Raw genomic sequence first — 442 nt, 5'->3', positions numbered from 1 at the left:
TTTAAACTTATAAAAAAAGAAGGGCATAACCCTTCTTTTTTTATTTTATATTAATAAATGGAGGTGACATGGATCCAGAAATTTGGTTTACAGAAAAATATGGTAATAATGTTGGGTTGACATTCAAGGTCAAAGAAATATTGAAAACACAAACGAGTCAATATCAAAGACTTGATATTATTGATACTTATGAGTTTGGCAAGGTAATGCTGCTTGATGGGCTTGTTATGTTAACGCAAAAAGACGAATTTATTTATCATGAAATGATTAGTGCAGTTGCAGTAATGTCTTTAAAAAACAGAAACAAAGCATTAATTATTGGTGGCGGCGATGGTGGTACTGCAAGAGAATTAACTAAATATGATTTTAAAAAAATTATCGAAGTTGAAATAGATGAAGTTGTAGTGGAAAACTCCAAGAAGTTTTTGGATTTTACAGCATG

1 pseudogene is annotated in these 442 nt (G+C 30.3%); it reads left to right on the top strand.

The window, feature by feature from the left end:
• Positions 1-68: 68 nt before the first annotated feature.
• Positions 69-442 (top strand): annotated as a pseudogene (locus Q0C22_RS08045) (spermidine synthase); the annotation flags it as partial.

This window comes from Desulfurella sp. (assembly GCF_023256235.1).
In the GTDB taxonomy this organism is placed as follows: Bacteria; Campylobacterota_A; Desulfurellia; order Desulfurellales; family Desulfurellaceae; genus Desulfurella.
The sequence above is the reverse complement of the archived record's forward strand: the minus strand, read 5'-3'. Positions and strand labels throughout refer to the sequence as shown.